Source organism: Solibacillus ferritrahens, assembly GCF_037027585.1.
Classification (GTDB): Bacteria; Bacillota; Bacilli; order Bacillales_A; family Planococcaceae; genus Solibacillus; species Solibacillus ferritrahens.
On record NZ_JAXCLE010000007.1, the window covers coordinates 51835 to 78804 of the forward strand.

The window sequence follows — 26970 nt, forward strand, 5'->3', positions numbered from 1 at the left end:
TTCTTATATTTTGAACAAAATAAAAAAGTTTAAATAAACATACCTGCAATAGCAGCTGATAGTAGTGATGCTAACGTACCTGCAGCAACTGCCTTAACGGCAAGTTTTGCAATCATGCTGCGTTTTTCAGGAGCCATACCACCAAGACCACCGATTAAAATACCCATTGAGCTTAAGTTAGCAAACCCGCATAGGGCAAATGAAATAATAATCGCTGTCTTATCCGTAAACTCACCAATCATAGGACCGAAGTTAGAATAGGCTACGAATTCGTTTAAAATTAGTTTTTGACCAATAAACGAACCAGCGCGAACCGCTTCATCCCATGGTACACCAATTAAAAATGCCAACGGAGCAAATACATACCCTAAAATCCCTTCAAGGGTTACGTTATCTAAGGCTGTCCATCCTGTATAGTTACCTATCCAGCCAGTTACGCCACCTAAAATACCATTCAGCAATGCGATTAATGCGATGAAACTTAGTAACATTGCACCAACGTTTACTGCTAATTTTAAACCGTCAGATGCACCAACAGCAGCAGCATCAATAACGTTTGTAGCTTCAGAATTACGTTCTAATTTGAAATCTGCTTCATCAATTTCTTCTGTTTCAGGAATCATTAACTTTGCCATAACCAAACCAGCAGGAGCAGCCATGAAACTTGCCGCCAATAAGTATTCAAGAGGAACACCTAATAAAGAATAGCCGATTAATACTGAACCAGAAACAGATGCAAGTCCACCAGTCATAACAGCGAACATTTGAGATTTTGTCATTTTATTTAAAAACGGACGAATAACAAGTGGCGCTTCTGTTTGACCAACGAAAATGTTTGCAGCAGCATTCACTGATTCTGCCTTTGTTGTACCTAATACTTTTGATAAAAAGCCACCAATAATTTTAATAATGAATTGCATAATCCCTAAGTAGTAAAGAACAGAGATTAGAGAAGAGAAGAAAATAATAATCGTCAATACACTCATCGCAAATACAAAACCTACATTATCGGCATCTGCTAATCCGCCAAAAACGAAGGAAATCCCTTCATTTGCATAACTGATTAACTTTTGCACACCTCCAGAAAGTTCCATTAACTTCTCACGGCCATATGACCACTTTAAAACGATAAAAGCGAAGATTAGTTGTACAACTAAGCCTGATATAATAATTCTCCACTGAATTGCTTTACGGTTATTTGATAACGCTATAGCAATCGCTACAATTCCAACAATACCTATGATTCCCCAAACGAAATCCATGTTTGCGCACCTTCTTCTTTAATTTTGAAAACCTTTTCATTTTACATTATTTGACATTCAACTTCGGACGTCATATAAGTTTTTATTATACTAACATAATCAAATTCATATTATTAATTAATAGTTTCTTTAAAAACTTCTGACATTTATATTTTTTTGATAAATGTTCTCAAGATATTATGCACTTCCCATAATTTTTTATTATTATTTTAAAAACATTTCCCTATTTTATTGATGATAAACTATCCTAATTTTCAAATAAAAATCTTGAAATCAGTAACTTTTTATACAATAAAAAACCAGCTATTTTTATTCATAACGAAAAAAATAGCTGGTTTTATTATTCATTAAAGTCATATGGGGAAATGTCATTCATGCCAATTAATGGGTGAATATATGGTGCAGTTTCTACCGTTAAATGATTCGGTAATGATTCTCCGATTTTATGTGAAGATGTAGTATTTAGAAGGCCTAACTGTTCAGTAGATGTTTTTGATTGTTTTTTGTCATTGAATTCAACTGCATTTTCTTCTTTTTTCGGTATTTCATTTACTACCTCGGTTGCTACAATTTCAGGATTAAGTCGTGCCTTTAATGTTGTCAGTCGTGTTAAATCATCATTTTTGGCTAAGCCACTCGCTAATACATCAGGCTCGCCACATAAAATTAAAAAGTTTTTTGCACGTGTTATTCCCGTATACAGTAAATTTCTACGTAGCATTTTAGAATAGCTGCGAACTACCGGCATAATTACCGTTTGAAATTCCGAGCCCTGGGATTTATGAATGGAACAGCAATATGCCAAAGTAATTTGATTTAAATCTGCACGTTGATATGTCACTTCAATCCCATCATAACTAACAATCAGCAAATCCTGCTTTTCCACTGTTTCCTTTGCTCGAATAATGGAAATCACTTCACCCATGTCACCGTTAAATACATTATTATCTGGCTGATTGACAAGCTGGAGTACTTTATCCCCGATTCGGTATATCGTATCTCCAAAAACGATTTCCTTTCGTGTTCCGTCATTCGGATTGACAAGCTGTTGTATTTCTTTGTTCAAGCTATCAATTCCAGCCGGACCTTTATACATTGGAGCAAGTACTTGAATATCACGAATTGCTTGCCCTTTAGCAAGAGCACCTTTCACAATTTGTGTAACAACACTTGTCACTTGTGCAGTTCCGGCCTGAATGAACGAGCGGTCCGTTGTTTTAGCAGTTAATGTTTCTGGAACAGTCCCCTTCTTAATCTGATGGGCCATTTCAATAATTGTAGAACCTTCTGCCTGACGGTAAATATCAGTTAATTCTACTGTTGGAATTTGTTTAGATGCAAGCAGATCTTTTAAAACTTGTCCAGGACCTACAGGCGGCAACTGGTCCTGATCCCCTACAAATACGACCTGCACATCTTCATGAAGCGCTTTAAGCAGCTGATGGGCAAGCCATGTATCTACCATTGACATCTCATCGATAATAATGAGGCGACCTACAACTTCACGCTCAGTTTCCTCATCCTTTTCCTGACCATTAAAACCTAATAATCGGTGAATTGTCATTGCTGGTAAACCTGTTGATTCGGCTAACCTTTTCGCTGCCCGGCCAGTTGGTGCTGCCAGGACAATAGGAAACGGCTCTTCTTTTTCAGCATAAGTTTTTGGATTTAATGATAATCCGTGAAGTTCTGCATAAACTTCGACTAGACCACGCACAACAGTCGTTTTCCCGGTACCCGGACCACCTGTTAAAATCATAACAGCAGAGTTTAGAGCCGTTTCAATAGCTAATGCTTGCGTAGGTGCATATGTCACATCGTACTGTTCTTCAATATCACCAATTGCTTTACGAATTTCATCACGTGAAAAATTCTCAGCTACTTTATTTTTTTCTTTAAGCTCATTTATCTTGCTGGCAATGCCGACTTCACTAAAATACAAAGAAGGTAAATACATACGCGTTTCTTCGCCGCATATTTTTGAATCCTCTCGCATATCAATCGCTGCTTTTGAGATCGCTTCATATGGAATTTCGATACGCTGGCTTTGCTCAAGCATTTCTTTAACCATTGGAAGTACCATTTCCGCATCCAAATAGACATGACCTTCTGATAATGCTGCATTAGTCAGTACATGGAAAATGGCCGCTTTTATACGGTCCGGATGATTTCCGGTTATCCCTAGCTTGGCACCAAGTTCATCGGCACGAATAAATCCAATTCCTTCTACTTCTTCAATAAGGCGGTAAGGATTTTCTGTTAATAAACTTAAGGTTTCTTCACGATATGCCTGGTATATCTTCATACCGAGCTGTGGTCCAAATCCCCACTCATTGAGACGAACCATTACCCTCTCTAACCCTAGATTTTCTTCGATTGTTTGACGAATATGTAACTTCTTTTCAGCAGATAAACGAGGAACCGCATCAAGTGCAGATGGATCTTCTAAAATTTTCGTTAACGCATCCATCCCCAACTTCTCAACAATTGTTTCTGCTGTTTTTCTCCCTACTCCTGAAAATAAGTCACTGGATAAATAATGGACAATCCCTTGCTCTGTTGTTGGTACTTCTTTTTCAAATGTTTCAATCTGAAATTGCATCCCGTATTTTGGATGACTTTTCATTTGTCCGGTGAATCGATATAGTTCATCGTCTACTAACTTTGGAAAATAGCCTACGACAATAATTTCTTTTTCATCATACTGAAGATTTGTTTCTTGTATTTTGACACGAACAATGGAGTACATATTCGTTGCATTATGAAAAATTGTTACAATAGGTCGACCTAAAATAAATAACTTATTTATGTCAAACAAATTTAGATTTTCCGCCATTTTCATGCCACACTTTCTAATAATTGTATGCTCATTTTATCATACACACAGCGCTCTGTCTTACTATATAGTGCATGAACTGTTACGTCTGATTTTTCTATTAATTTAGTATAGTAAAATGTTATGATAGGAATAGATTTCAAGAGAAAGTAGTGAAAAATATGAACTTTAGACCTTGTATTGATTTACATGACGGGAAAGTTAAACAAATTGTCGGAAGTACGCTTGGATATGAGAATAAAGAAGTCATTGAAAATTTTACATCCGATCAGGATGCCTCCTATTACGCTTCATTATTTCAGCAAAACAATTTAACTGGTGGACATGTTATCATGCTTGGTCCTGGGAATGAAGAAGCAGCCATTCGTGCATTACACGCATATCCAAATGGACTACAAATTGGTGGCGGCATTACTGCAGATAATGCGCAAAAGTATATCGATTCCGGGGCAACACATGTCATTGTCACTTCATATATTTTCCATGATGGATTGCTTGATTTAAATCGATTGGAACAATTAGTTGAAAAAATCGGTAAAGAACATCTTGTCATTGATTTAAGCTGCCGCAAGCGAGATGATAAATGGTTTGTAGTGACTGATAAATGGACAAAATTCAGTGATTTTGAAGTAAATGCTCAATCGATAAAAGAAATTGAAGCATATTGCGATGAGCTGCTTATTCATGCAGTTGATGTTGAAGGTAAGCGTGGAGGCATGCAGGCGGATTTAGTACGTGATTTGGCTGAATGGACAACGATTCCAACAACGTATGCTGGAGGCGTTCGTTCGCTTGATGACCTGAAAAAGTTTGAAGCCATTTCAAAGGGTAAATTACATGTAACAATCGGTAGTGCACTGTCCATTTTTGGTGGGGACTTAGATTTTCAAACGGTTGTGAATTACTGTGAAGGCATTGTTTAAACAAAACTTATAACAGCCTTCAGCAAAATTAAAGCTGCTAAAGAGTAATTTCTTTAGCAGCCTTGTTACTTTATATATTCGCCATCAGACGTTTTGCAATCATTTGGAATTCTTCAGGACCAATACCAGGCGCAAATTCTTCCGGCAATTCATCTAAATCAGGCATTTTTGCACCCTTTGGCATTCCTTCCTCTACAATGAGGGGAGCATTTGTCCATGGATGTGTTCCTTTCCAAATTTTGTTTATATCCTGATAATCCCCTACATAATTCCACGTAAACAGTACATTTCCGTATCCGCGATCTTCATACTTCCGCGCGTGATCAAATACATGATTATCAAGGCTAGGTATCGGGAGCATCTTTGTTACATCCAATCCTGTCGCCATCTCAATTGCTTTCGCATAAGCAACAACATGTGTACCACCTCGCACTAATAAATAGCCAATCATTTCACGTGCTGTCGGATGATCTGTCATTTCATACACACGCATTTTATGAGTCCGCGCCCCACATTCCAAAAAGAAATTGTGCAGTAAATCAAGCACTAAATTTCCACTAGAAAACACATATTCCCCGTTCCATGGTTTCCCCATCGAATCGACAGGTAAAGATGTTTGTGCAGATGCAATGAAACTTTGCGTATTGCGCATATTTTTAGCGTTCATCATCGGTGCAAGATTCGGGTTTCCGGAAAACGTTGTATCCTTGCTTAATAAATTAATCGTAGTGGCTACGAGTTCTACATGTCCAAATTCTTCTGCTGTAATACTCGCCACTAAGTCATAAAAAGGTTTTAATTTTTTCTTACCACGGAAGTTGAATGACTGATACATATAGTTGTTCAGAGTCGACATTTCTCCGAATTTCCCACCTAACAATTCTTGTACCGCACTTGCTGCATTTGCATCCCCATATTCAACCTGTGGTAAATCAATAGCTAAACGATTAACGCGTTGGAACAATAAAGCACCCCCTAATTGTCATAGTAAGCTTATGACAAATTGAGGATGCGTAGACCAGAATCATATTATTTTTTTAGAAATGGCATAATCGATACAATTTTGTCAATACGAATATAAAACGGTGTTTGACAAACATCGAGCACAATATAATCAGGACAGATAGCCGCTAAAACTCCTTGTTGAACGCGATTTCCATCTTGTTGTACAGCCACCATTTGCCCTAAATAGTTTTGAATTGCTTCCAACCAATAAGCATTTGGAAAAGTACTCATTTGAACCAAAAAATCACTCCTTTGTATGCATACTGTACAATATGCTTTCAAGGAGTGATGCGTTCATTGATTATTTAGCTTTCGATTCTATCGTAATTGTGATTGGTCCGTCATTAATAAGTGAGACATCCATCATAGCTCCGAAAACCCCTGTTTCAACATGTAAACCATGTGCTTTTAATTGTTCATTAAAAGCATTCCATAAAGGTTCAGCCTGCTCTGGTCTAGCTGCTTCTACAAAGCTCGGTCGCTTCCCTTTACGTGTATCAGCATATAAAGTAAATTGTGAAACGGATAAGATGTCGCCCCCCATTTCCAGTATAGAGCGATTCATCTTTCCTTCATCATCTTCCCAAATTCGCAAATCCGCAATCTTCTTTGCCACATAAGCGACATCCTCTTCTGTATCGCTATGTGTAATGCCAACTAACAGCACATAGCCTTTATCAATGGCACCAGTTTTTTTTCCGTCAACTGTTACTGAAGCCTGTTTTGAACGTTGTAATATTACTCGCATAACATAACCTCTATCTATTAATTAATTACACGTTGTACCGAATAAATATCCGGTAGCTGCTTAATTTTCTCAACTACTCTATGAAGTCCTGAAATATTTGAAATTGCAATTGTTAAATGAATCGTTGCAATCTTTTCACGATCAGCTCTACCTGTAACTGCTAAAATATTCGTTTTTGCTTCACTTACTGCGTGCATCACATCATTTAAAATACCAGGACGATCAAAAGCGGAAATCTCGATATCTACTGGATAATCTTTACGTATTTGTGTGCCGTCATTTTCCCACTCCACTTCAATAAGACGCTCTAAATTTCCATCTTCCTGAATGTTTGGACAGTCGGCTCGGTGTACCGATACACCTCTACCTTTTGTTATAAACCCGACAATATCATCACCTGGAACCGGCGTACAGCAGCGTGAGAGGCGAATCAGTAAATTGTCAATGCCTTTAACAATAACACCTGATTCAGTACGTTTTTTAGGTGTAGGATTGTTCATGCTTTTAACGATTTTTTCAAGCGCCTCTTCCTGTTCACGCTCTTTTCGCATCTTTTCAGCTAAACGATTGACGATTTGCTGTGCCGTAATGCCACCGACACCAACAGCTGCATATAAATCCTCTTCATGTGTATAGTTGAATTTATCAATAACGCGTTTAATATTTTCAGGTGTCAGTACTTCCTTCATATCAAACTCTTGTGCTTTTATTTCTTTATCTACAAGCTCTTTACCTTTAATAACACTTTCTTCACGAACATGCTTTTTGAAGAACTGTTTAATTTTATTTTTCGCTTGTGAACTTTGTGCAATTTTAATCCAGTCACGGCTTGGCCCAAATGATTGTTTTGATGTTAAAACTTCAACAATATCCCCTGTTTTTAATGGGGTATCAAGCGGTACCATTTTGCCGTTTACTTTTGCACCGATTGTTTTATTTCCAACTTCTGAATGCACACGATACGCAAAATCGATTGGGACAGATCCCGCTGGAAGTTCGATAACATCCCCCAATGGCGAGAATACGTAAACCATGTCTGAAAATAAATCAAATTTTAATGATTCCATAAATTCCGCTGCATTTGAAGATTCATTCTGGAATTCCAAGATTTCACGGAACCATGTTAACTTTTGGTCAATATTTTCCGTACTACGCTCGACTGTTTTGCCTTCTTTGTATGCCCAATGTGCCGCGATACCGAATTCAGCAATTTTATGCATTTCTTTCGTACGAATCTGCACTTCCAGCGGGTCACCATATGGACCAATAACCGTTGTATGCAAAGATTGATATAAGTTTTGCTTTGGCATCGCAATATAATCTTTAAAACGGCCAGGCATCGGCTTCCATAATGTATGGATAATTCCAATAACTGCATAACAGTCTTTAATACTATCGACCAAAATTCTTACAGCCAACAAATCGTAAATTTCATTGAATTGCTTTTTTTGAAGAACCATTTTCCGATAGATGCTATATAAATGTTTGGGACGACCATAAACATCCGCCTCAATTTCAACTTCCTGAAGCTGAGAATTGATCTCGTCCATTACATTATCTAAATAGGCTTCGCGCTCATCACGCTTTTTCTTCATTAAACTAACAATTCGATAATATTGCTGTGGATTTAAATAGCGTAATGCCGTATCCTCCAGTTCCCACTTCACTTTCGAAATTCCTAAACGGTGCGCTAACGGGGCAAAAATCTCCAGTGTTTCCTGTGAAATGCGACGCTGTTTTTCAGCCGGCAAATGTTTCAATGTCCGCATATTGTGTAAACGGTCTGCCAGTTTGATTAAAATGACACGTATGTCCTGAGCCATAGCGACGAACATTTTACGATGGTTTTCTGCCTGTTGCTCTTCTTTTGACATATATTTAATTTTTCCAAGCTTCGTTACACCATCTACAAGCTTGGCAACTTCTTCACTAAATTCATTCACTAAATCTTCACGTGTTACGTCCGTATCTTCTACGACATCATGTAAAAATCCAGCGGAAACTGTTTCAGGATCCATTTGCAGTTCTGCCAAAATACCTGCTACTTGTACTGGGTGAATAATATATGGTTCTCCAGAGCTCCGGAACTGCTCCTTATGTGCTTCTTTCGCTACCTCATATGCTTTTACAACAAAGGCAACATGTTCTTCATTCATATAAGATTTGACGAGCTCGAAAACATCTTCGGGCGCCAATATTTGTTCTTTCGCCATCAATTAGTCCACCTGTTCTTTTAATTTTCGCAATAAGTATAACTTCAATTGTATAAAAGATAGCTACTAAATGTAAAGACACGCGTTCATTTAGTTTATAGAAAGTCGAAATTTGTAGAATTATTGTGACAGTGGCTAGTAATAATTTCAAAAAAAAACTATCTCACATAAACATGCGAGATAGTTGGATGATAAATTAATATTGAATTAAAGTTTTAATCGGAACAGTGCCGATTTTGTTACGTCCTTTTAATTCTGTAAGCTCTATAATGAATGCAGCGCCTACTACCTCGCCGCCTAACTGCTCAATTAAGCGTACTGTTGCTTCCACTGTACCGCCTGTTGCAAGTAAATCATCACAGATTAAAACTTTTTGACCTGGCTTTACAGCATCATTATGCATTGTTAAAGTATCTGTTCCGTATTCTAAACCATAATCTGCAGAAATTACTTCACGTGGTAATTTCCCTGGTTTACGTACTGGTGCAAAACCGATTTCTAGTGCATATGCAACCGGACAACCGATAATAAATCCGCGCGCTTCTGGACCTACAATAATTTCTGCGCCAACTTCTTTTGCATATTTAACAATTTCATCTGTCGCATATTTATATGCAGGACCATTATCCATGATTGTTGTAATATCTTTAAAGCTGATGCCTTCTTTCGGCCAATTTTCAACTGTTGTTACGTATTGTTTTAAATCCATTCTTCCTATGTCCTCCTCAAGAACTCAATCGTTCATTAAACCATTGTTTAAGCTCGCTGTATGTAGCATATACCAGCTTCTGCTCAAGCTCGATCTGTTGTGTACGCATTTTATATGACGGGGCTTCTGACAATGCTTGTTTTGGTACATTTTCATTTACTGTCGTCAGACCATTCTCTATTGTAACAAATCCTAGCTCAAAAAACACTGTTGTCATAAATTTAATTACTTCCATATTTAGGCCAATATGTTGCGACAATTTCTCAATATGTTCATTTAAGTTAAATGCAGGACGTTTTTTTAAAAAACCATAGTACCATTTGAAATGATCCCGTGTTGGCATTCCGTTCATATAAGCCGATTGATCCGTATGGAAATGTGCATAAATACGCTCAATCTGTACTTTGTGCAACAATTTTTCCAACAGCGAAAAATTCCCAGGTAAATCAAGCAAAACAATATTTTTACGAAGCGTTAAAGGATTTACCTCGTCTGTTAAGTGTATAATCTCTTTTGGAATCGCTTGTTCAAAATGATCCTTTGTCTGTTTAGTAAATGCAATAAAATCGGTTTTTTCAATATTAACTTTTGCTACCCAATTGCTTGTTTGACTTTTTCCGCGGTAATCATATAGTTGCCACTCATCTATACGTACATCCTGAACCATAAATTGCGGCTTTTTATTTCCTTGCCATTCATTAATTTGTAAATCCCCTACTAGAGATAAAGCGATGCCATAAGAAATTTCTTCATGTAAATAGCCTTTATTAAAACCAATTGCATCTAATGAATGGTAAGCATCCTCCAATTCCATCTTCAAATGGTTTTCAGCTGAACCAATTTTTCTAAGTGACTTTGCCTTCACATTTTGAATAGCAAAAATCGGTTTCGGAAATTCCGTTCCAAAAGGCGCTAATTGACGGATTTCCTGAATTGCATCAACTGTAATTTCACTTAAATCAATCGGAACATCAATTTGCAGTCTTTGTACAAGTTGTTCCTCCGATAAACACGCTTTTGCCTGCTCATTTAACCTTGTACGCAAAGCTTCGACATGTTCAATTGGTAATGTCATGCCTGCTGCCATCGGATGTCCCCCGAAATGAGGCAAAATATCACGATTTTTTGCCAGTTCATTGTATAAATGGAATCCTTCGATACTGCGGGCTGAACCTTTTGCAATTCCTTTTTCATGATTATTGGAAAGAACAATTGTCGGACGATAATATTTTTCCACTAATCGGGAGGCTACGATTCCAACAACCCCCGGGTTCCAGCCTTCCCCAGCAACTACTAAAACTAGCGATTGTTTTAAGTCATCATTATTCTCAATCATTGAAATAGCTTCATTGGCAATTTCCTCAACTATTTTTTTCCGTTCGGTGTTTTTGTCATTTAACTGCTTTGCAAGGTCATTGGCTTGGAGCTGATCTTCACTCATTAAAAAATGTACACCCGGCTCGGCACTTCCTAACCGACCGATCGCATTTAACCTCGGGCCAAAATAGAACCCAACTGTTTCTTCATTAATCTCTCTTTGATTGGCACCTGAGGCATCGCAAATCGCTTTCACCCATGGGTTTGCGGACTGTTGCAATGCTTGTAGACCTCGCTGTACCAAATAGCGGTTTTCTCCAACAAGAGGAACTAAATCGGCAATCGTCCCAATTGCGACATATTCAAATAAATGGTCGGGTAACTCGCCATATAAAGCATGCGCTAACTTAAAAGCCACTCCCACTCCTGCAAGCTCTCCAAACGGATAATGTCCTTGTGGTATACGTGGATGAATAATGACATTTGCGTCCGGCAATACATCTCCCGGCTCATGGTGGTCCGTAATGATAACGTCCATCCCTAGCTCCCGTGCCAACTTAACTTGTTCGATACCACTAATACCATTATCGACAGTAATAATTAAATTTACGCCATCTTCATGTGCTTTTCGGAAAAGTTCTTCATTTGGACCATATCCATGGATAAAACGATCAGGAATAACAAAGCTCACGTCTGCTCCTATATCAAGTAGAGCATTTAATAAAACGGTTGTACTTGTAATTCCGTCCGCGTCATAATCACCATATACTAAAATCTTTTCCCCATTCTCTAATGCTTCTTCAATGCGGGTAATAGCCTCTTCCATCCCCGCCATTAAATAAGGATCATGGTACTGACTTTCATCAATTTTTAGTAAGGAGGCGGCTTGCTCTGGATTTTCACAGCCTCTTGCAATTAAAATTTTTGCTGCGATTGATGAAATATTTAATTGTGCACTTAGTTGTTTTATAAGTTGTTCATCTTGTACTTCTATTTCCCAAACTTTTTGCGACTGTATCATGTAAATTTCACTTCCTCATGCAGTACATTATACCGAAAAATATGATTGTTTCCTAAAGGTAATTTAGGAAAACACCTTTCTACTATAGGATTTAGTAGAAATAAATTCAAGATTATTTGCTTATACGCTCTAAATCCGGCAAATTAAAAAATGCTCTCTAAAAAGTCGATTACTTTTTTAGATAGCATTTTTAGGAAACACCCCGTTATTTAGTCCCATCTTTGTTTGTCTCATAATCATCTGGAATTTCCTCCACTGCTAATCTGTGTGCTTCGTTCTTACGCAGCTCGGCCTTTAATCGTAAAATCTCGGAATCTTTTTCATTTAGCAATACCCGTGTATTTTCCAATTCCCTTTTTACTATTTTTGTTTCACGTTTACTGTTCAACATACGAAATGTTGAGAAGCAAAAACTAATAATGAATCCGATTAACACTGAGCCTAAAATGACCAAAATTAAAGGCCAGCTTGCTTCTCCAAAAACATAGTTTACTGGGACACTCTCTACATTTACAGTTGCAAAAACAGCGACAATAATAGCAAAGATTAGACCAATAACAAATGTCCATTGTATTTTCATGAAATGCCCCCTTCGAATGTTTATTCATTATTGGTTATTCCTTTTTTCTTTTTTACCTAAACAAAAAGCATGCAATTTGTTTACCAACAAAATGCATGCTTTTATCACTATTATACTTGAGGCTCGTCTGAACCCCATTGTTTTTTCTCTTTTTTCACTACAGATGTACCTTTTTTGTCCATTTCGCGGCATTTCAGTGAATACCACACTTGTGCAGCGATACAGATTGAAGAATAGATACCTGTAACTAAACCGATTAATAACGCAATCGAGAAGTTTTGAATTGATGGTGCACCTAGGAAAATAAGTGCCACTACAACAACAATAACTGTTAATACAGTATTGACAGAACGTCCCATCGTTTGACGAAGAGACTTGTTGACAATCAGTGCCAGCTCTTCTTTTGACGTAATTTTTTCGTGACGGTCAATATTCTCACGAATACGGTCAAATGTTACTATCGTATCGTTTATTGAATAACCAACAATTGTTAATACAGCTGCGATAAATGTAATATCTACTTCCAAACGTAGCATACTGAAAATCACAACAATAAAGAATACATCATGCAGTAATGAAACTATGGCACCAAGACCCATACGCCATTCAAAGCGAATCGCTACATAAATGATAATTCCTAATGCAGCCAATGCTAATGCATACATGGCATTTTTTGCCAGTTCTTTTCCGACTGTAGCTGATACCGTACTTAAGCTCGGCTCAAGTCCGTACTTCTCAATTATTTGCGCTTTAAAATCAAGTACTTCTTGTTGAGAGAAGTCATCTTTATAACGCATTACGGCAATTTTCTGGTCATCTCCTGAAATTACTACATCTTTGTTTTCATAGCCTATTTCATCTAAATAATCTACAACTTCTTCCTGCGTTAACACTGTATCAGAACGAACTTCAACACGTGTACCACTTGAGAAGTCAATCCCTAAATTCAGCTTAAATACACCAAGTACAACTATACCGACAACTAAAATAAGTGTCGAAATAGCATAAAACTTTTTACGATTTCCAACGAAATCAAGTCTATCGAATTTCGTTGTTAAATCCAATGAAGTAATCTCTTCATCAAGTGAATGTTGTTTTGATCTGCTAATTCCAAACCATGCTGGGTTATTAAAGTAACCGCTATTTACAAGCAGTCCCTGCAATATACGAGAACCCCATACAGCTGTAATAAAGGATAATAAAATTGAAATAATTAACGTTGTTGCAAAACCTTTAACTGAACTTGTACCGTAGTAGAATAATACAACTGCAGCAAGTAAAGTTGTCAATTGTGCATCGATAATCGCTGATAAAGATTGTTTAGAACCAATTTTGAATGCATCTTTTACAGAATGACCTACTCGTAATTCTTCTCGAATACGCTCTGCTGTTAAAATGTTTGCATCTACAGCCATACCGATACCTAATACAATCGCGGCAATGCCCGGTAATGTTAATACGGCATTAATACCATTAAAGACGATTAACACTAAATATGTGAATACCGATAATGTAATAATTGAGATAAAACCTGGTAAACGGTAGTATAGCAGCATGAACAGGAAGATTAACAGTACGCCGACAACCCCTGCAAACACTGTATCATTTAAAGCATCTTCACCGAACTGTGCCCCAACCGATGTCGAATAAATTTCCGTTAACTTAACAGGTAAAGAACCAGCATTTAATATAGACGCAAAGTTTTTCGTTTCGTCTACAGTGAATTTACCTGAAATCATAACATCTGTTGTATTTAAAACTTGAGAAACAGTTGCTGCAGAAACGAATTTTTGTTCATTAGATGGCTTTTTACTTTCTTCGGCGTAAGAGTCTACACCTTCTTCAAAGTCCAACCAAACAACTAATAAGTTATTCGGCGCCATGCCCATGACTTGTTGCGTCACTTCCGCAAATTTTGCCGCGTCTTTCAATGTTAAAGTTACGATTGGCTGGTTCTGTTGGTCAAATGACGGTTTAGCGCCACCTTCCTTTAAATCTGTACCATCCAATAAAATATTGTCGTTTACATCACGGAATGTTAAATTCGCTGTACTAGACAGTAATTCACGTGCAGATGCCTGATCTGCTAGACCTGCAAGCTGTACACGAATTCGGTCTTCTCCTTCAATTTGAATGCTTGGCTCACTAACCCCAAATTCATTAATACGATTGTTTAATGCTGATGTTGTATCTGCCAATACACTTTGTGTAATCTTTTGTCCATCCACAAGAGATTCCACTTTATACAGTACTTCAAATCCACCTTGAAGGTCCAAACCAAGCTTTACGTCGTTTAAAACCTTCTCTACCGTTGTGCCCATTCCTGTAAATAGCAATGCTACGACAAGAATAAACGTAATGATACGGTTTGCTAATTTCATTAAAAAATCCTCCTCAATATCACAAGAAAAGCACTGTGATGTAAAACGTAAAAATAACTACAAAAATCTATGTATCTATATCACAAATTTTTTATTGCTTTTTAAAAATAACATCGATACTTTAAAAAGCGCAACACTCTCATTATGAAACAGCTTGTGGAAACTGTCAAATTATTACTAGATAATTTACTTTATTATTCTCTATGTTTTACCCCTATTCCTTAAGCGGATGGAATAATCCATGAATCTCTTCTTCCGAGAGCTTTAACTTTAATTCATTACGTTTAAAATCGCTCATTTGCACATAGTTTAGTACTTCTGAAGCAGTAGTGCCAAAAATGCCAGACGTTAACTCATGTAATCGTAAGTTCTGCACATCTTGTTTGCGCCAAACTTTGTCGACACAATATTTCCATAAATCCTGTTCTGTTAGAGCATCATATCCATAGTAATGGAATTCCTCAATTTTGTTCGTTAATATAAGTTGAACTTTTTCATAAAGACTGGAAAATGGAATTTGCATTTCGATCACTCCTATACTTAGGTTTTAACTGCGATTAGTATTGCATACTTTATTGTATCTGAATGAAATTAAAATGAGAAGGGAGAATATTGAAGTTATTTGGGCTCATTTTTAAAAGGAACATTATTTTTAATGTTTGTCATATTCATATCTAAATGTCTTGGGTTTATTTACAGAATGCAGTTTATGCGTATTGCGGGAGAAGAGGCAGTAGGGCTATATATGACTGCTTATCCAACGTTTATTTTTTTCATTTCTCTTATTCAATTAGGTATTCCCATTGCAATTTCTAAGCTAATTGCGGAATACTTCGCAAAACGAAAAGTTGAACATGTCTCGACGATTATGAAAACAGCTATTAAAATTTCTGCTATTTCCATTATTTTATTTAGTCCGTTCGTTTATTTTATTATCCCGTATATTGCGAAAGTGCTTTTACATAATGAAAATTTGATTTTCACACTTTATATTAGCCTTTTCACAATTCCAATCGTTGTATTTTCAAGCTTAATAAAAGCATATTTGCAAGGTTTAGCTAAAATTGCGCCGACTGCATGGGCACAGCTACTTGAACAGCTCGTACGTATCGGTCTTATTGTTGTGTTGCTGCCATACTTTATTTATGAATCACCTGCAGTAACTGCAGCTGCAGCTATGGGTATAACAGCAATAGGTGAGATTTTTTCTTTAATATTTTTGGCATACTTCTATAAAAGGTCCAGCAAAACATTTAAAAAAGGCAACAGTAGCGGATCGTTCGCAAAACCAATTTTTAATATTGCACTTCCATCAGCAGGCAGTAAATTATTCGGAACATTTACATGGTTTTTAGAGCCAATTATTTTCCTGAAAGCTCTAACTGTTTCGGGCTTAGCTGCAGGTGCTGCTACAACACTTTATGGGATTATTTCGGGCGTTCATATACCGTTGCTTCTTTTCCCTGCATTTATTCCAGCAGCACTGGCTATTGTCCTTATCCCTGCAGTAAGTAGTGCGATGGCCAGCAGCAATTACACTTTGGTGAATAAACGAGTGACCCATTCATTACGGCTATCTTCATTAATTGGCTGTTTAGCGGCATCAGTATTCTTTTTGCATGGGGACGAACTCACGATGTTACTTTTTCATTTAGAAGAAAACCGCGGATATATGAAAATATTAGCGCCAATTTTTTACTTTTACTATATCCAAAGTCCACTCCATTCAATTTTACAAGCAATTGATGAAGCTCAGGCTGCCATGATGAATTCTATCTATGGTGGTATTGGAAAACTTTTCATTCTTTTTTTCCTGGCATCACAGCCATCCATTCAGGAAAAAGGGGCAATTATCGCCATTGGTTTTGGTGTATTAATCACATCATTCCTGCATATTGCATCCATTAAGCAACAGAAGAAAATCAATGTTGGCTTTAGATTCTTTTTCCTGCCATACTGCATTTTCATCATTACTTGCATTGTTCTGCCATTGTTCACGAAAGGTATACCGATAATTGCAAGTTGTTTCGTTACTATTGGCTTCGTAATATTGTTACTATTCATCACAAAACAAATCCGAATTAATGATTTCCAGTACATCCGATCAATTTTTTCTCGCTCGTAATTGGACAAACCACTTTTCATTTTCATACGTACAGTAAAAAATATCCCTTATATTAGGATAACCATTGACTAATAATTCATTTACTAGCCAATCTTCATCTTTTCCTAATATTTTTAAATGTCGTTTATCAACATAACCATCAAGTATTAATGGCAAAATAAATTTACCTTGCTCTTTTTTATAAACTGATAATTTACCGGACTGTTCCAAAAATGCAAAGGACACTTCTTGTACAGAGCAGACTCCCTGCTCGCGAAGCTGCTGGAGTAGATCATCCAAGTTATAACGCTGTTTTTTCATTTCCGACTCGCAAATCCAGCCATCTCTAATGACCATGGTAGGATCACCTTCTATAAAGTCACGTAATCGTTTATTTTTTAATATAGACCAAGAGTTTAAATACTGAATTAAAAACAATAAAATAATCGGCAATATGGCTTTTGAAAACTCTCTATGTATGTCATCTAGTGCAAGTGCAGCAACTTCAGCCATCAATACAAAAATCGCCAAATCAACAATGCTTAGCTCACCAACTTCACGTTTGCCCATAAGTCGAAATACTACAAGTAAAATAATATACAAAAGAACTGTACGTATAATAATAATCATATAATCATTCAATTCGCTCACCTCTTTCTTACATTTTAGCTTGTACAAAAATGTAGGAAAGATACAAAAAGCTTGCGGGAATTTAATATTTCCGCAAGCTTTTTCATTCGTTTAAACTGATTCTACACGACCAATTGCTTGGCGCTCAAATTTCATACGTGTATTCCCGTCAACTAACAAGTAAACAACTGTATCTTCAATTGCATCAACTTCTCCGTGTAAACCACCTACAGTGACAACTCTATCACCACGTTTTAAGCTATTTTGCATTGCCGTTGTTGCCTTTTGACGTTTTTGTGCTGGACGAATTAAAATGAACCACATCGCAACGAACATTACGATAATTGGTAAAAATTGTACTAAACCTTCCATTCTCATATACCCCCTTTCTATTTCTCACTTTCATAGTATAGTACAGAACCGCTAGTTTTTGCGTAAAAAAACTCAAATCTTTTATAAAAAAACTCATTTACATGAATGGATTTTATATTAATTTAGAAGTTTTTAGCATTTGGTTTATTATAGCCATATTTTTCGAAGAATTCCTCTTTAAAATCACCTAGTCGATCTTCACGAATCGCTTGGCGTACATCTTCCATTAATTTAATTAAGAAGCGTAAATTATGGTACGACGTTAAACGTAAGCCAAATGTTTCTTCCGTACGTAATAAATGGCGTACATATGCACGCGTATAGTTTTTACACGTGTAGCAATCGCAATTTTCATCAATTGGTGTAAAGTCTTTTGCATATTTTGCATTTTTGATGACCATACGCCCTTCAGAAGTCATAAGTGTACCGTTACGTGCAATACGTGTTGGCAGTACACAGTCAAACATATCGATTCCGCGCATTGCCCCATCAATTAGAGAGTCTGGTGAACCAACCCCCATTAAATAGCGTGGTTTGTTAGCCGGCATCATCGGTGCAGTAAAGTCTAATACTTTATTCATAATATCTTTTGGCTCACCAACAGATAAACCACCGATTGCATAACCTGGGAAATCAAGCTCTACTAATGCTTCAGCAGATTTACGGCGCAGCTCTTCATATTCCCCACCTTGAATAATACCAAATAGCCCTTGCTCGTCTGGACGTGCATGTGCTTCTTTACAGCGCTTAGCCCAACGTGTTGTACGATCAACTGATGCTTCCATATACTCGTATGTCGCCGGGAAAGGTGGGCACTCGTCAAATGCCATCATAATATCTGAACCTAGGTCATTTTGGATTTCCATTGCCTTTTCCGGAGATAAAAACAGCTTGTCTCCATTTAAGTGGTTACGGAAATATACGCCTTCTTCTTCAATTTTACGGAACTTTGATAAAGAGAATACTTGGAAGCCACCTGAATCTGTTAAAATAGGACGGTCCCAGTTCATGAATTTGTGTAAGCCACCCGCTTCTTTTACAATATCATTTCCTGGACGAAGCCATAAATGGTACGTATTAGATAGAATGATTCCTGCATTCATTTCTTTTAATTCTTCAGGACTCATCGCTTTCACGGTAGCTTGTGTACCAACAGGCATAAATGTTGGTGTTTCAAAAGAACCATGTGGTGTATGCACAATCCCTAAACGGGCACCCGTTTGGGCACAAGTTTTAATTAATTCGTATCGAATTGGTAATTGTTTTGTTGTTTCTGTCATATTTAAAAATCCTCTCGTTTCTAAAGTAAGAACACTACTTCGAATGAAAACACCTACCACTGTTGTAGTAGGTGCACACAAATAATAATTGTATCGATATGTTACCTGAATTGCAAATTACTTCACTGGACGAATGAACATTGCATCCCCAAAGCTAAAGAATCGGTACTTTTCTTCAACTGCTTTTTCGTAGGCATTCATAATTGTTTCTTTCGTAGCAAGTGCACTGACTAGCATGACTAATGTTGACTTCGGTAAATGGAAATTAGTAATAAGTCCGTCAATTGCTTTATATTCATAGCCTGGATAAATGAAAATATTTGTCCACCCTTGTGATGCGACAATTTTCCCTTCATTTTTTGATGCAACTGTTTCGAGGGTACGAGTAGAAGTAGTCCCTACCGAAATGACTTTCCCTCCTGCTTGTTTCACACGCTCAATTGCAGTAGCAGCTTGTTCCGATACACTATAAAATTCTGAATGCATATCATGGTCTTCAATAGAATCGACACTTACAGGACGGAATGTACCTAGTCCCACATGTAATGTAATGAACACGATTTCTACGCCTTTTACTTTAATTGCTTCAAGTAAAGGCTCGGTAAAATGTAATCCGGCTGTCGGTGCTGCTGCAGATCCACGCTCTTTTGCAAAAACCGTCTGATAACGGTCCTGGTCATCTAATTTTTCACGAATATATGGTGGTAAAGGCATTTCACCTAGTTTATCCAGGATTTCATAAAAAATTCCATCATACGTAAATTTAAATGTACGTCCGCCATGTTCCAATTCACCTGTACATGTGGCAGTCAACAGTCCATCGCCAAATGTAACCGTCGTCCCGACCTTTACACGCTTTGCAGGTTTAACTAGCGTTTCCCATTCATCTTCATTTGTTTGCTTTAATAGTAATAGCTCTATATTGGCCCCTGTGTCTGCTTTAGTCCCCATTAACCGAGCTGGTAGCACTCGTGTATCATTCAATACGAGGCAATCCCCTGCCTGTAATTCATTTAAAATATGAGCAAATGTATGATGCTCTACTTCCAAAGAGTTTGGGTTAACGACCATTAAGCGACTTGCTGTACGGTCCAATAATGGTGTTTGGGCAATTAATTCTTCTGGTAAATGAAAATCAAAATCTTCTACTTTCACGTTCATTACTTCCTTCTATTCTTTTTGTGCCGGTGGATAACCGAAATGGTCGTAGCATAAATTTGTCGCTATCCGACCACGTGGTGTACGTTGAATAAAGCCAATTTGCAATAAAAACGGCTCATACACATCCTCAATTGTAATTCTTTCTTCTCCGATGGATGCTGCTAGCGCATCTAACCCTACTGGACCACCACCGAAACGTTCAATCATAGACTGCATCAGTTTATGATCGATATGGTCAAGCCCTCTTGGATCAACTTGTAGCAGCTCTAATGCTTGCTTCGCCAAATTGTGCGAAACAACGCCATCCGCTAATACTTGTGCATAATCGCGAACTCTTTTTAATAAACGATTTGCTATACGCGGGGTTCCACGGGCACGTCTTGCAATTTCATAGGCTGCTTGTTCATTTAATGCAACCCCAAACAATTCGCCCGATCGAATGACAATTTCCGCTAGCGACTGTTCATCATAATATTCCAGTCTCGCCAAAACACCAAAACGATCACGAAGCGGTGCAGATAGAGCTCCTGCCCGTGTCGTCGCACCTACAAGTGTAAATGGTGGCAACTCTAATCGAATTGAACGTGCTTCAGGACCTTTTCCGACAACAATATCCAAACAGAAATCCTCCATTGCAGAATAAAGTACTTCCTCAATCGCACGTGGCAAACGATGAATTTCATCAATAAAAAGCACGTCTCCAGCTTCCAAAGAACTTAAAATTGCTGCTAAATCCCCTGGTCGCTCAATCGCCGGGCCACTTGTCATCTTTACGTTTACATTCATTTCATTTGCGATGACGACGGCTAATGTTGTCTTCCCTAAACCTGGTGGACCATAAAGGAGAACATGGTCAAGACTTTCCTGACGTAGCTTAGCGGCTTCGATAAATATTTTAAGGTTTTCCTTCACTTTATCTTGACCTATGTATTGCACTAAACGCTGCGGTCTTAAAGAAAGCTCAAATTGCTCTTCAGCATCTGTTGCTTCACCTGAAAGTACACGGTCTGACATGTTTTCTCACTCCTTTTTATTTCAATTTCAACAATAACTTTAACGCCTGCTTAATATAGGCATCTGTCGTCATTAAATTCTCATCTTCGCTTAACTGTGGTTTAATCTTATCCAATTCCTTTTCGGAATAACCTAATGCCATAAGAGCAAGCATTGCCTCTTGTAGCTCGTGTTCATTTGGATTTACACCAAATAACGGCAGCTCATTTTCTGCGCTCGGTAATTCGACTGAATCAAGCAGCATATCGAGCTTTCCCTTTAAATCCAAAATCATTTGGCGTGCTGTTTTTTTACCTACTCCCGGGAAGCGGATTAAAAATGCTTCGTCCTCCATTTCAATTGCCTGTATAACTGAAGTGGGGTTCCCACTTGCTAAAATCGCAAGTGCACCTTTCGGACCGATGCCTGATACTTGAATCAGTTTTTTAAATAATTCACGCTGCTCCAAACTATTGAAGCCATATAGATTTTGAGCGTCTTCCCGTACCTGCAGGGACACAAATATTTGCTGTTCGCTTGCAGAAGTACGGAATGCATATGGATTGGGTGTAAAGATCATCCAGCCAATGCCCTGCTGTTCTAATACTATATATTCTGGTGTAACTCGGGTTACTTGTCCTTTTAAATAATCATACATCGTTCATCCCTCACATTTCTTGCTTTATTATAGCACACGAAAGAGGTAAGTTACCGAACGTATGTTGCTTCCATTCGAGATAAACATCGTTTGCACACATTAGCATGAATTAATGCCGATACGATTTTAAGTTTCGTTAAATTTTACATTTTAAAAACGTAAAGAAAAGACTGTCCTCTAAGACAGCCTTAAGTTTATCATATTATTTAACATGTATCACCGAATTATATACTCTCAATTAGTTTTGCAAAATTTCAATTTGTTCTGCTAAAGTATCTTTATGTTTAAGCCATTCATACACAATAGATTGAATGAATGGATAGCAGGCAATTTTTTGTCGGTCGCTTAACTTCAGATAAAATAAACATTCCCTCAAAATTTCATTAGGGTAATTTAAATAATGAAGCTTCGGCTGAACAATCTGTAAATAAGGATGATCATTCATTGCCTGCTGTAGTTCATATTTAGTTTGAGGCATTACCCGATGAAGCCATAAAATAATTTCATCTGATGCTTCTCCTAAAGAAGCTAAATCAAAATCAATAAGCTTTACTTCTTCACCACGTAACATCACATTATGATGAACGACATCCCCATGTAGAATTGTTTTATTTTCAGACGGTACAGTCCTTTGCGCCATTAAATTTAACGCATAGGAAGCATGCTTAACTAAATCATCATAATTATTTTTTAATAACCGTCTTAGTTCTCTTTCATTCGTAATAAAGCGTTCGAAGCGCCTCATCCACTTCTCCGGCAATCGGTACAATGAAAGCATGCCTGTTTCGTCCCAATTAATTTGTTCTTTTGTTTCATGTAACTTTTGGAGCGCATGAATAGCAAAATGTTGGTGTTCAAAACGCTTATAATCCACACTTTTCCCATCAAACCACCGCTGTTTTATTATATGTGGCTCTTCATTTTCTTCAATGGAAATATGATATGGGAATTGTATTTTTTCAAGCTCATGATGAATCATTTTCACTTTTTGTGCAATAAATCCATCTTCATAATACTTCATAAAATAAGACCCTTTTTGTGTATCCCACTTCCAGCAATTTTCTTTTATGACTATTGACATGACTTCGGCGGTTGTGGCATCGGTTGCATTTGAGGCATCATACTTGCTGGATAAGGCATCATTTGTGGGTGACAGCAAGGGTTTTGTTGATGCATCATATAATCAATTTCGTTATAGTAATGGTTTACTAATTGCTCCTTATCCGGGCAATGTTTTCTTTTTACTGAAGACTCTTCTTGATAAACTGGCTGCATCTGCATATGCATTGGATGTTCCATATGCATATATGGTTGCATTTGCGGATGCATATACATTGTTGATTCCATTGGCATGCGATGACACGATGGGCACACCGGCATTTGATGCATTGGCATTTCCATTGGCATTCGATGACATGACGGGCATACCGGCATTTGATGCATTGGCATTTGATGCATCGGCATTTCCATTGGCATTCGATGACACGATGGACACACTGGCATTTGAGGCATTGGCATTGGCATCGGATGTATAAACTGTGGTTGTTGTTCGATAAAGATTGGTTGCTGTGGTTGTGGCTGTGGTTGCGGCTGTGGCTGCGGCTGTGGCTGTGGCATTACCGGTGGCATATAGACGGGTTGCGGTTGTTGTGGTATAAAATTATTTTCAAAAGTTGGTTGTACATGAACATTTGTTTGCCAATTCGGCATTGGCATTGGCATTGGCTGAGGAGTAGGCTGCAAGTAAATGTCCCCTTGCCAAAGTGGCTTTTGTGGTTGGGGCATTGGTGCTGGTGTTGGCATTGGTGCCGGTGCCGGCATTTGAACAGGTTGCTCTTTCACAGGCTTAGGTTGCTCCTTCACAGGTTTTGGTTGTTCCTTTACAACTTGTTTCACTTCTTTTTTATGCACTGAATCCGGTAAATATATTTCCATCCCTGGAACAATATAATCAGGGTTAGCTAAATGTGCATTTAATCTCTTTAAATCTTCAAAGCCAATCGCATATTGCTTCGCGATTTTCCACAAAGTATCTCCTTTTTGAACAATATGAACGCGCACATCTTTCCTCCTTTTCTCGTAATAGCATATGCATAAATTGTGCTATTGCCACAATGTTCACAGTAAGTACACTATAATTATGATAAGATATAATGTAACTGGTATGCTAATTGAGGTGGAATTGATGAAAAAATTATTAGGCGAAGAACGCCGTCTCGAATTGCTTGCATTATTAAAGAATGCAGCACAACCGCTAACAGGCACGGATTTAGCAAAGCATACAAATGTTTCGAGACAAGTCATTGTAAATGATATGAATTTATTAAAAGCACGTAATGAACCTATTGTCGCTACAAGCCAAGGTTATATTTATATGCATAATGTTCAACAAATGCGTATACAACGCAAAATTGTCTGCATGCATAATGCTGAGGAAGCGAAAGAAGAGCTATTCATTTTGGTCGATTGTGGGGTTATGGTCGAAAGCGTTATTGTCGAGCATCCGGTATATGGCGAAATTACAGCTTCTATTATGGTATCTAACCGCTTAGAAGTTGAGCATTTTGTAAAACGCGTCCACGAAACTAATGCCCTTTATCTTTCTACATTAACGGACGGTACACACTTACACGTCATTAGCTCGACTTCTGAAGAAAGCTTGAATCTGGCCGAAGAGAAATTACGTCAGCGCGGGTTTTTGATTGAAAACTAAGATAAAACAGCTTATTCAAAAGACACCCTGTCACATGAATAAGCTGTTTTTCTTATGAATAGTTCTGCTGCACGCCACTCCCGATGAATGTCTTCCGGCGATACACGCTAAGTGCAATCCCGATGACAAATGAGTTTAGTAGGAGAGATGTAAAACCGTAACTTACAAACGGAAGCGATAATCCGATAATTGGCAACCAGCCAAGAATCATAGCCACAGAATATCCAAACTGCATGCAATAAAATGATACTGCTCCAATTACAAGCAATTTGCCATATGAACGGGCTAATTGTTTTGCTTTCCAAAGTATACGAATTGCGATGGCGAATAATACCGTTATGACAGCAATTCCTGCAATATAACCAAATTCCTGGATAAGCTGTACTAAAGCAAAATCTGTATGCCCTTCCGGAATATATCGAATCGTCTCTGCCCCAAACCACCCAGCTTCATTTAATGCATTTTTTATTGCCAGATAAACATAGCCTTCCTGTGTAGCATAGCTTTCTGGATTGCTGGATTAAGTACGCGGGAAATTCTAATATATTTATAAATCTTCTAATATAATTTTATTTTTTCTAATAAAATCCCGATTTTCTAATAAAGTGTCCCTTTGTGCTAAAATGCAATGACTTTTATCTAATATCTCCGTTGGATTTGCTAATATCCAACTGTCATCTTCTAATATCCCTCAGCATTGTTCTAATAAAATGACGCGCATGCATTATACCTTTAAATTAAGCATAAAAAAAGTGCCCTCCTATTCATCCGAGTGCACTTTTTCATTTTATAAAAATCTTTTTCGTTGCTCTGCTGATGGCAACATGCATTCCTGTTTTTTCCCGAACCATTTGTAGCGGTTTTTTGCAACGAACCGATAGACAATATCCCGCAGTGGTTTTGGCACTACAATGAAAATATAGCACAGCTTCCAGAGACCAGTTAGATTTCGTGCAATTTTAAGCGCTGCTGTTGATTCAGTATAGTGATTATCCCCTTCAATCAATACAATGCTGTCCGTTTTTTCGGAGACACCGAACTTTTTCAACATTTCCATCCCGCTATCACTTTGAAGCGAGGTAAACTTAAACAATGCTTTCGGATCACGCTTTATAATAAATTGAACACTCGCATCACAGAAGTTGCATTCTCCATCAAATAGTATAAGACGTCTCAAGATTTCCACCTCATTCTGGTGTTACATAAGTAAAGTATGTACCGAGCGACTTCACTGTGCAGCCAAGAGCGATAAGCTCCTCCACAGCACCTTTCATCATCGGCTCCTCTTCATCAGCTAGTATATCAATAATAAAGAAATAATTCCCGAGCCCTGTTTTTAGTGGTCGTGATTCTATTTTACTCAAATTTATTTTACGCCATGCAAATACAGATAATACTTGATGAAGCGCACCGGACACATCTGTCGGTAATGTAAGCATAAATGTTGTTTTCGGCTGTGATTGCAACGGTACTAAGCCATGCTTTATATTTTGCTTCGATAATACAAAAAAGCGCGTATGATTAAAATGGAAATCATGAATATTATGTTCTGCAATATGTAGGTTATATTTTTCAGCTGCTGAAAGGTTGGCAACGGCTGCAATACAGCGATCTTCTGTTTGCGAAACAAGCTCGGCGGCGGCTGCAGTTGAAGCATATGGTGTTTGCTTCACACTACCATGCGTATAAAATAAAAATTTATGACATTGTGCCAATGCATGTGGATGTGAATATATTTCTTCAAGCACATCTAAATTTTCAGCGAACTTTTTATTTACCAATAAATGCTGTTGAATTTTTGACATTACTTCAGCTGTTACAAATAGCTCTGCTTCATGATATAAATAGTCAATTGTTAACGGGACTGAACCTTCCAATGCATTTTCGACAGGGACAACCGCTAGCTCGACTTTCCCCTCCGATACAGCTTCAATACATTCCGGAATCGATTTATACGGAATATGCCAATCCTGCGGGTATAATCCCTTTGCTGCTAAATATGTAAAAGATGCTTCAGGACCTAGATAGGCAATTCGCTTTTCCCATTTATTTTCTGACATAATG

General features: G+C 37.7%; 24 protein-coding genes and 1 pseudogene. 3 read left to right on the forward strand and 22 right to left on the reverse strand.

The window, feature by feature from the left end; all coding sequences use genetic code 11:
- Nucleotides 1-29: 29 nt before the first annotated feature.
- Together SNE38_RS08750 and recD2 are read right to left on the reverse strand one after the other, a co-directional pair.
- On the reverse strand, nt 30-1262 hold the full coding sequence (locus SNE38_RS08750; protein ID WP_191702691.1) for a NupC/NupG family nucleoside CNT transporter: 1233 nt from the start codon (nt 1260-1262) through the stop codon (nt 30-32).
- A 340-nt stretch (nt 1263-1602) separates the two neighbouring features.
- On the reverse strand, nt 1603-4098 hold the full coding sequence (recD2, locus tag SNE38_RS08755; protein ID WP_191702692.1) for an SF1B family DNA helicase RecD2: 2496 nt from the start codon (nt 4096-4098) through the stop codon (nt 1603-1605).
- Nucleotides 4099-4259: 161 nt separating this feature from the next.
- On the opposite strand from recD2, the gene hisA reads away from it, so the two are divergent.
- Nucleotides 4260-5021 carry a phosphoribosylformimino-5-aminoimidazole carboxamide ribotide isomerase gene (gene hisA / locus SNE38_RS08760; protein WP_191702693.1) on the forward strand — a complete coding sequence of 254 codons (762 nt, stop codon included), beginning with the start codon at nt 4260-4262 and terminating at the stop codon, nt 5019-5021.
- Between the two features lie 70 nt (nt 5022-5091).
- Here the strand turns inward: hisA and SNE38_RS08765 are convergent, their stop codons facing one another.
- The 9 genes from SNE38_RS08765 to SNE38_RS08805 all read right to left on the reverse strand — a co-directional run bounded on the left by SNE38_RS08765 (nt 5092) and on the right by SNE38_RS08805 (nt 15518).
- Entirely contained in the window at nt 5092-5985 is an 894-nt protein-coding gene (locus SNE38_RS08765) for a manganese catalase family protein (protein ID WP_191702694.1), read from the reverse strand.
- Nucleotides 5986-6050: 65 nt separating this feature from the next.
- Nucleotides 6051-6257 (reverse strand): YuzF family protein, encoded by a 207-nt coding sequence (locus SNE38_RS08770; RefSeq protein ID WP_225223674.1) that lies wholly within the window; start codon nt 6255-6257, stop codon nt 6051-6053.
- Between the two features lie 70 nt (nt 6258-6327).
- On the reverse strand, nt 6328-6774 hold the full coding sequence (gene dtd, locus SNE38_RS08775) for a D-aminoacyl-tRNA deacylase (RefSeq protein WP_191702695.1): 447 nt from the start codon (nt 6772-6774) through the stop codon (nt 6328-6330).
- Nucleotides 6775-6791: 17 nt separating this feature from the next.
- On the reverse strand, nt 6792-8987 hold the full coding sequence (locus SNE38_RS08780; RefSeq protein WP_191702696.1) for a RelA/SpoT family protein: 2196 nt from the start codon (nt 8985-8987) through the stop codon (nt 6792-6794).
- Nucleotides 8988-9183: 196 nt separating this feature from the next.
- Nucleotides 9184-9696 (reverse strand): adenine phosphoribosyltransferase, encoded by a 513-nt coding sequence (locus SNE38_RS08785; RefSeq protein WP_191702697.1) that lies wholly within the window; start codon nt 9694-9696, stop codon nt 9184-9186.
- A gap of 16 nt (nt 9697-9712) precedes the next feature.
- Nucleotides 9713-12034, reverse strand: coding sequence for a single-stranded-DNA-specific exonuclease RecJ (gene recJ, locus SNE38_RS08790; protein ID WP_191702698.1), 2322 nt, complete (start codon nt 12032-12034; stop codon nt 9713-9715).
- Nucleotides 12035-12239: 205 nt separating this feature from the next.
- Nucleotides 12240-12614, reverse strand: coding sequence for a LapA family protein (locus SNE38_RS08795; RefSeq protein WP_191702699.1), 375 nt, complete (start codon nt 12612-12614; stop codon nt 12240-12242).
- A gap of 110 nt (nt 12615-12724) precedes the next feature.
- Nucleotides 12725-14995 (reverse strand): protein translocase subunit SecDF, encoded by a 2271-nt coding sequence (gene secDF / locus SNE38_RS08800; protein WP_191702700.1) that lies wholly within the window; start codon nt 14993-14995, stop codon nt 12725-12727.
- 214 nt (nt 14996-15209) lie between these two features.
- On the reverse strand, nt 15210-15518 hold the full coding sequence (locus tag SNE38_RS08805) for a post-transcriptional regulator (RefSeq protein ID WP_191702701.1): 309 nt from the start codon (nt 15516-15518) through the stop codon (nt 15210-15212).
- Nucleotides 15519-15617: 99 nt separating this feature from the next.
- Between SNE38_RS08805 and SNE38_RS08810 the strand changes: the two genes are divergently transcribed.
- Nucleotides 15618-17120, forward strand: a complete 1503-nt coding sequence (locus tag SNE38_RS08810; RefSeq protein ID WP_191702702.1) for a putative polysaccharide biosynthesis protein — start codon at nt 15618-15620, stop codon at nt 17118-17120.
- Here the strand turns inward: SNE38_RS08810 and SNE38_RS08815 are convergent.
- The 8 genes from SNE38_RS08815 to SNE38_RS08850 all read right to left on the reverse strand — a co-directional run bounded on the left by SNE38_RS08815 (nt 17100) and on the right by SNE38_RS08850 (nt 24254).
- Nucleotides 17100-17741 carry a DUF421 domain-containing protein gene (locus tag SNE38_RS08815; RefSeq protein WP_191702703.1) on the reverse strand — a complete coding sequence of 214 codons (642 nt, stop codon included), beginning with the start codon at nt 17739-17741 and terminating at the stop codon, nt 17100-17102. The two genes, SNE38_RS08810 and SNE38_RS08815, sit on opposite strands and share 21 nt — an antisense overlap.
- Nucleotides 17742-17840: 99 nt before the next feature.
- On the reverse strand, nt 17841-18101 hold the full coding sequence (gene yajC / locus SNE38_RS08820; protein WP_191702704.1) for a preprotein translocase subunit YajC: 261 nt from the start codon (nt 18099-18101) through the stop codon (nt 17841-17843).
- A gap of 122 nt (nt 18102-18223) precedes the next feature.
- Nucleotides 18224-19381, reverse strand: coding sequence for a tRNA guanosine(34) transglycosylase Tgt (gene tgt / locus SNE38_RS08825; protein ID WP_191702705.1), 1158 nt, complete (start codon nt 19379-19381; stop codon nt 18224-18226).
- Between the two features lie 117 nt (nt 19382-19498).
- Nucleotides 19499-20536 carry a tRNA preQ1(34) S-adenosylmethionine ribosyltransferase-isomerase QueA gene (gene queA, locus SNE38_RS08830; protein ID WP_191702920.1) on the reverse strand — a complete coding sequence of 346 codons (1038 nt, stop codon included), beginning with the start codon at nt 20534-20536 and terminating at the stop codon, nt 19499-19501.
- 15 nt (nt 20537-20551) lie between these two features.
- Nucleotides 20552-21556, reverse strand: a complete 1005-nt coding sequence (gene ruvB / locus SNE38_RS08835) for a Holliday junction branch migration DNA helicase RuvB (protein WP_191702706.1) — start codon at nt 21554-21556, stop codon at nt 20552-20554.
- A gap of 16 nt (nt 21557-21572) precedes the next feature.
- The gene (gene ruvA / locus SNE38_RS08840) at nt 21573-22193 is read right to left on the reverse strand and encodes a Holliday junction branch migration protein RuvA (protein ID WP_191702707.1); all 621 of its coding nucleotides are present in this window, start codon (nt 22191-22193) and stop codon (nt 21573-21575) included.
- 238 nt (nt 22194-22431) lie between these two features.
- Entirely contained in the window at nt 22432-23274 is an 843-nt protein-coding gene (locus tag SNE38_RS08845) for a phosphotransferase (RefSeq protein ID WP_336046351.1), read from the reverse strand.
- Nucleotides 23265-24254: a LysM peptidoglycan-binding domain-containing protein gene (locus SNE38_RS08850; protein ID WP_336046352.1), complete on the reverse strand. Its 990-nt coding sequence runs from the start codon at nt 24252-24254 to the stop codon at nt 23265-23267. The genes SNE38_RS08845 and SNE38_RS08850 overlap by 10 nt, the downstream gene beginning before the upstream one ends.
- 124 nt (nt 24255-24378) lie before the next feature.
- Here SNE38_RS08850 and SNE38_RS08855 point away from each other — a divergent pair, with 124 nt between their 5' ends.
- Nucleotides 24379-24906: a transcription repressor NadR gene (locus tag SNE38_RS08855; RefSeq protein ID WP_336046353.1), complete on the forward strand. Its 528-nt coding sequence runs from the start codon at nt 24379-24381 to the stop codon at nt 24904-24906.
- Between the two features lie 52 nt (nt 24907-24958).
- Here the strand turns inward: SNE38_RS08855 and SNE38_RS08860 are convergent.
- From SNE38_RS08860 to pheA, 3 genes and pseudogenes are all read right to left on the reverse strand, one after another.
- A pseudogene (locus SNE38_RS08860) lies at nt 24959-25408 on the reverse strand (FtsW/RodA/SpoVE family cell cycle protein); the annotation flags it as partial.
- Nucleotides 25409-25693: 285 nt separating this feature from the next.
- Nucleotides 25694-26083: a thiol-disulfide oxidoreductase DCC family protein gene (locus SNE38_RS08865; RefSeq protein ID WP_191702711.1), complete on the reverse strand. Its 390-nt coding sequence runs from the start codon at nt 26081-26083 to the stop codon at nt 25694-25696.
- A 10-nt stretch (nt 26084-26093) separates the two neighbouring features.
- Nucleotides 26094-26966: a prephenate dehydratase gene (gene pheA, locus SNE38_RS08870; protein ID WP_191702712.1), complete on the reverse strand. Its 873-nt coding sequence runs from the start codon at nt 26964-26966 to the stop codon at nt 26094-26096.
- Nucleotides 26967-26970 lie beyond the last annotated feature (4 nt).